This window comes from Rhizobium sophoriradicis, assembly GCF_003939025.1.
Classification (GTDB): domain Bacteria; phylum Pseudomonadota; class Alphaproteobacteria; order Rhizobiales; family Rhizobiaceae; genus Rhizobium; species Rhizobium sophoriradicis.
In genome coordinates, this window is sequence record NZ_RQIH01000043.1 from 1 (window position 1) to 5,727 (window position 5,727).

The 5,727-nt window shown below is 60.3% G+C and carries 5 protein-coding genes and 3 pseudogenes; 6 read left to right on the forward strand and 2 right to left on the reverse strand.

Annotated features, from left to right (window positions below):
- The 4 genes from EFR00_RS32535 to tnpC form a co-directional block, all read left to right on the forward strand.
- Nucleotides 1–104: transposase domain-containing protein (locus tag EFR00_RS32535; RefSeq protein ID WP_148102832.1), on the forward strand; the 104-nt coding region annotated here is incomplete at its 5' end.
- Between the two features lie 42 nt (nt 105–146).
- Entirely contained in the window at nt 147–557 is a 411-nt protein-coding gene (tnpA, locus tag EFR00_RS32540; RefSeq protein WP_077994909.1) for an IS66-like element accessory protein TnpA, read from the forward strand.
- Nucleotides 554–901, forward strand: a complete 348-nt coding sequence (gene tnpB, locus EFR00_RS32545) for an IS66 family insertion sequence element accessory protein TnpB (protein ID WP_008536947.1) — start codon at nt 554–556, stop codon at nt 899–901. The genes tnpA and tnpB overlap by 4 nt, the downstream gene beginning before the upstream one ends.
- A gap of 45 nt (nt 902–946) precedes the next feature.
- Nucleotides 947–2,638 (forward strand): IS66 family transposase, encoded by a 1,692-nt coding sequence (tnpC, locus tag EFR00_RS32550; protein ID WP_309506894.1) that lies wholly within the window; start codon nt 947–949, stop codon nt 2,636–2,638.
- A 723-nt stretch (nt 2,639–3,361) separates the two neighbouring features.
- Here the strand turns inward: tnpC and EFR00_RS34130 are convergent.
- Together EFR00_RS34130 and EFR00_RS32560 are read right to left on the reverse strand one after the other, a co-directional pair.
- Nucleotides 3,362–4,459: pseudogene (locus EFR00_RS34130) on the reverse strand (recombinase family protein); the annotation flags it as partial.
- Nucleotides 4,446–4,625, reverse strand: a complete 180-nt coding sequence (locus EFR00_RS32560) for a hypothetical protein (protein ID WP_077994911.1) — start codon at nt 4,623–4,625, stop codon at nt 4,446–4,448. The gene EFR00_RS32560 and the pseudogene EFR00_RS34130, both read right to left, overlap by 14 nt.
- Nucleotides 4,626–4,931: 306 nt before the next feature.
- On the opposite strand from EFR00_RS32560, the pseudogene EFR00_RS32570 reads away from it, so the two are divergent.
- Nucleotides 4,932–5,162 (forward strand): annotated as a pseudogene (locus tag EFR00_RS32570) (transposase domain-containing protein); the annotation flags it as partial.
- Between the two features lie 24 nt (nt 5,163–5,186).
- Nucleotides 5,187–5,339: pseudogene (locus EFR00_RS32575) on the forward strand (ISNCY family transposase); the annotation flags it as partial.
- Nucleotides 5,340–5,727: the final 388 nt, after the last annotated feature.

Consider the following 5,727-nt stretch of genomic DNA (forward strand, 5'->3'; position numbering starts at 1 on the left):
ACGTGGACCCGCAGGCTTGGCTCACCCAAACACTTGAGCGGATCGCCAACGGCTGGTCGAGCAGCGATCTCGATGCACTCATGCCGTGGAATTACGCGCGCTGAACGGTCTCAGCTTGCCGCTTACCAAACACTAGGAGTAGTCCTATGACGAAGCATCCGATTGAAGTGATCACGTCTGTCGAGCGCCGACGGCGCTGGTCTCGGGAAGACAAAGAGCGGCTTGTTGCGGCCTGCTTTGAGCCAGATGCGGTGCTTTCCGAGATTGCCCGTGCGGCCGGTATCCATGTCAGCCAGCTTTTCCGTTGGCGCAAGGAGCTTTGCCAAATCGAGGAGCCGAAGACGGAAATGGCGAGCACGTTGGTGCCGGTGATCCTGTCCGAGGCCGCGCCTCCAGCCACGCCCATTCCCTCGGGGCCGCCTGCCCCATCGCAGTCCCGCCGGAAGCGTAGCGATGTGACGATTGAGCTGGGTCGGGGCCGTCGTATTCGCGTGGACAGCGACATCGATACCGAGGCGCTGGGCCGCATTCTCGATGTCGTGCTGGAACGGAGATGATCCCGGTTCCGAGTGGTGTGAAGGTCTGGCTGGCGACAGGCCATACGGACATGCGCAAAGGCTTCCCCGGTCTATCGCTGATGGTGCAGGAGACGCTGAAGCGCGATCCGATGTGCGGACACCTGTTCGTGTTCCGCGGTCGCGGTGGTGGCCTGATCAAGGTCATCTGGCATGACGGCCAGGGAGCCTGCCTGTTTACGAAGAAGCTTGAACGCGGACGCTTCGTCTGGCCGTCGGCGGCAGATGGATCGGTGGTGATCACACCGGCGCAGCTCGGTTATCTGCTGGAAGGTATAGACTGGCGGATGCCGCAAAAAACCTGGCGACCGACGTCGGCAGGATGAGCAAAAGCACTGGAATGGCTGGGTCGAATATGATTCCATCCTACCATGAACGATGCGGCCGAACAGCTTCCTGACGATCTTGCCAGTGCGCTTGCACTGCTGGCGCAAGAGCGTGCCTGGCGTATGAAAGCCGAGGCGGAAGCCGCCAGTGCCAAGGCGCTCGTGTCACATTCAGAAGCGCTGATCGCGCGGTTGAAGCTGGAGATCGAGAAGGTTCGCCGTGAACTTTACGGCAGCCGGTCCGAGCGCAAGGCGCGACTTCTCGAGCAGATGGAGCTGCAACTCGAGGAACTCGAAGCCGACGCTGGTGAAGACGAACTGGCGGCGGAGATTGCTGCCAAGGCTTCTACAGTCCGGGCGTTCGAGCGAAAGCGTCCATCACGGAAGCCGTTTCCCGAACACCTGCCGCGCGAGCGCGTCGTCATCGCCGCCCCGACGAGTTGCCGCTGCTGCGGTTCCGCCAGGCTGTCGAAGCTCGGCGAGGACATCACCGAGACGCTGGAGGTGATCCCGCGCCAGTGGAAAGTCATCCAGACTGTGCGGGAGAAGTTCTCCTGCCGCGAATGCGAGAAGATCACTCAGCCGCCCGCACCTTTCCATGTGACGCCGCGCGGTTTTGCCGGGCCGAACCTGCTGGCGATGATCCTGTTTGAGAAGTTCGCCCAGCATCAACCGCTGAACCGCCAGAGCGAGCGCTATGGCCGAGAGGGGATCGACCTCAGCTTATCGACACTGGCCGACCAGGTCGGTGCTTGCGCGGCGGCGCTGAAGCCCATTCATTCGTTGATCGAGGCGCATGTTCTGGCCGCCGAGCGGCTGCATGGCGACGACACCACCGTGCCGATCCTGGCGAAAGGCAAAACCGATACGGGGCGCATCTGGACATATGTCCGGGATGACCGACCGTTCAGCGGGCAGTCACCACCCGCAGCTCTTTACTATGCGTCGCGGGACCGGCGGCAGGAGCATCCCGAGCGCCACCTGAAGACCTTCACCGGCATTCTGCAAGCGGATGCTTATGGCGGCTACAATCCCCTGTTCAAGGTTGACCGCGATCCCGATCCGCTGACGCAGGCACTGTGCTGGGCGCACTCACGCCGCAAGTTCTTTGTGCTCGCTGACATTGCCACGAATGCCAAACGCGGCAGCCGTGCCATGCCGATCTCGCCGCTGGCGCTGGAGGCTGTCAAACGGATCGATGCCCTGTTCGACATCGAGCGGGAGATCAACGGGCTTGCCGCCGACGAACGCCTGCAGCGCCGTCGCATCGACAGCCTCTCACTCGTCAAAGAACTCGAGGACTGGATGCGGACCGAGCGGGCAAAGCTGTCGCGCAGTTCTCCTGTCGCCGAGGCTATCGATTACATGCTGAAGCGTTGGGACGGCTTCACGTCATTCCTGGAAGATGGGAGAATTTGCCTGACGAACAATGCAGCCGAGCGGGCGCTGCGAGGCTTTGCCGGACCTGAGTCATTGTGCACTCCCTCTTTAAGTATCTGTAAACATTGGAAGCGTCTCGGTGTCAGCAATGCGACACGGGCGGCCCTTTCGGGCTATCGCGGCTTGGACGGTCGCCGAAGTCAGGTCGCTGGCCCGGATTTGATACGGCGCGCCGGGAACCACCTGCTCGGCAGACAACACGTTCGTCTTGATCAGGTGGCGTATTCGGTGGTTGGTCACGCCCAAAACCGCCGCCGCCTCTGTCATGGTCAGCCATTCGCCCTCTTTATCGGCTGATTTGTACGCGTGAATGGCCCGGACCCGCCTTACGGAAGCGACCCGGTGTGCAGTCCAGGTTTTTCCTTGCCCCGTGGGCATTCCCATTCGATTGAGCGACGCGGCGATATGTTCATCGGACCAGCGTCCTGCCATGCTCCGCATCACTGCCAAAGCATCTTCCGTTGTGGCGCACCCGTGTTCACCCGTCTGGGGCTTGCGAACCTTGAGCTCCGAATGCTGACCGCCTTTCCAATGGATGGTCAGCACCACGTCGCGCACCTCATCATCGACATCGACAACAATGTCGGCGATCAATGTACGTAGCAGTTGCTGGCGCACGCGCATGGTGACATCCGGCGACTCCCAGGCCGCCTGCAGATTGTCGGCGAGGTTTGCGAAAGTGCCTGGGTCAACTTCGATGGTTGAAGGACTTTCGGTAGGCCTGCGCACTTCCAGATCACGGACGCGGCGTAGCGCCGTTTCCCAATTCTTCTCAAGCTGTGCAGCTATCAGGCGGTTGTCGGGATCGCATGCCGCATAGCGGCGCTCGGCGAGGCTAGCCTCGTAGCGGGCCTGTTGTAGCTCCAGATCGTGAATGTGGCGCTGGTCTTCCTGTCGCTCCCGGTGCATCCGCTCTGCTTCAAAAGTCGCCTCGATCGCTAATGGTTCTACCGCGCGCAACAACTCGCGCGCAACCGCCGCATCGACCTTCGAGCCGCCGAACGTCATGCAACGGGGCAAGCCCATCATCAGGTTCTGTTTATAGCAGCGATAGACAGGATTTTGTGGATTTCCCGTATAGGCAACACTCAGTCGCCGTCCACACCGTCCGCAGGTCAGGAGACCTGATAATAATGCTTTGCCGCCGCGGCCCGATTTAGTCCCACCCGAGCGGCCATAATTATTGAGGGCCAGTTGCTGTTGGTTACGCTCGTATTCGCCCCAACTAATGTAACCTTCGTGATGGTCCCGGATCATCACCTCCCAGCTACCGACGGGCTTGCCGTGCCCGTAACTGCGCCGAGCCCGTCCATCGACGATGGCAGTCCGCTTCTCGCTCTTCCCATAGACGTAAACGCCGGCGTAGAAGGGGTTTTTGAGGATGCCGATCACATTGCGATAACGTACTGGCATCCATACGAAGTTGGTCATGCGCCCTTCATCCGACGGCCGAGGGAAGTGAATCTGATCTTTCGTCATCGACAGCAGCACCTGACGCGCGCTTCCAAGGTCGTGGAAGCGGGCGAAGATGGATCGAATTACCTCTTGCAGACGCAGATCAGGATCGAGCCCAAGCCCGGCCTCCCGATGCCAAATGTAGCCGAACGGAACGGAAAGTCGCAGTTCGCCACGGCGCGCCTTCGACCTGGCGGCATCGAGCATCCGGGCTCTCAGCACGCCCAGTTCGAACTCGCTGATACTGCCCTTCATTCCCAGCAGCAGCCGATCGTTGGGTCGACATGGATTGTAGACGCCGTCATGGTCAATGACGCGGGCTTCGACCAGGCCGCACAGTTCGAGCAGGTGATGCCAGTCCCGACCGTTGCGCGCAAGCCGTGAAGCATCGAAGCAGAAAACGGCACCAACTTTGCCGGCGCACAGTAGGGCGACGAGACGATCGAAGCCCGGACGGGCGACGGTTCCGCTGGCAGAGCGCCCGAGGTCGTCGTCGATCACCTCGACGTCGCTGAAGCCGTGGTGTCGCGCAATGTCAACAAGATCATACTGCCGTCGCTGGCTTTCCAGATTGGTTATAACCTGCGACTGCGTGGATTGCCGCACATAAACGACGGCCTTGCGCGCGAGCAGCGCTGTCGGAATCAAATCAGTGCTGGTCATCGTTGACCTCCTCGACGACGAGGCCTGCGGCCTGCATCAGCAGGCAAGCCAGCGTTGAAATCGCCTTCTTGCGTTCCTTGTCGCTCAGTCCGTCGAGCATCCGAGTTTTGAATATCAGGTCGAGCTGCCGGCCCGACGCCGGCACCAGCGTATTGCGGGATCTCATCATGGTCCTCCTGAGTGATTCTACGTCCACTTCGGAAGGGTGCCGCTTTGCTGCCGCCAGAGACCAGCCTGTTCAATTCGATTAGCGTCGCAAGATCGACGCGTGGCGTTCCCATGGTCATGCCGCGGCAGACCACGGGATCGATCATCCACCCTGAGATCGCGATGACGACACCTGTCGGCCCCAGAACCTTCAAAAACCGGCCTGTCGCTCGTTCTTCGACGCGACGAATGGAAACCTTCTGGCCAAAATGTGGATGCCAGCGATAGTGAACCTCGACTTCATCGCCGACATGGGCAGAATGAACGGGGCATTGCTCTCGGAAGGAAGTCATGGCTCTTCGCCGGATCGGATCGTGGTGCTGATCGCGCAGCCTTCATGGCGACGCTGATCATGAGCGCAAAGCTCAACGACATCGATCCGCAAGCCTGGCTTGCTGATGTCCTCGCCAACATCGCTGACACGCCGACGAGCAAACTGGAACAATTGCTTCCGTGGAACTGGACGCCGACGGCGCTGGATGCTCAAGCGGCCTGACCTGCGTCCTTCACCGGATGCTTACAGCAATCGAAGCCTGTGGTAAAGAGCAATAGCGAGAAGAACGGCTATGTGCGACGGGCTCACGGTCCGGGACGGCGGAAGGATTTTACGAACGATCCGGCCGTCATCGAACGCCGTAAAGCTGCGCTGGCAAAGCGCGATGCTGCCGAGTGAGGCGTCGATCGCATCGTCTTAAAGCTAAAGCCGATGGGTGCCCCTCACCCGCCCCCGCTCCGCCCTTTCAACCCGGCCCAGCCGGTCGGATCGGGGCTGATCATCAGAGCCAGCGTCGCGTTTGTAACTGGCTGACAATGTCGCCCCTCTAATCAGCTTTGACAGCAATTGTAACCGCAAAGTTAGAATGTAAGAACGACTGGCATCTATTGCTCGATCCATCTCCACCCTATTGCTGGAAAAGGTAAATGTCGTTCTCCCTGCCTGATGGCCCCAGAGTGGCCGTGTAGGGCACACCATGGATAGTGATGCTGGTCTGGGGGTTGTCCGCGCTCGGCAGCAACTCAAGCCAGGACATTGCAAGCCGAAGGCCAGCCGGTGCCGGTTG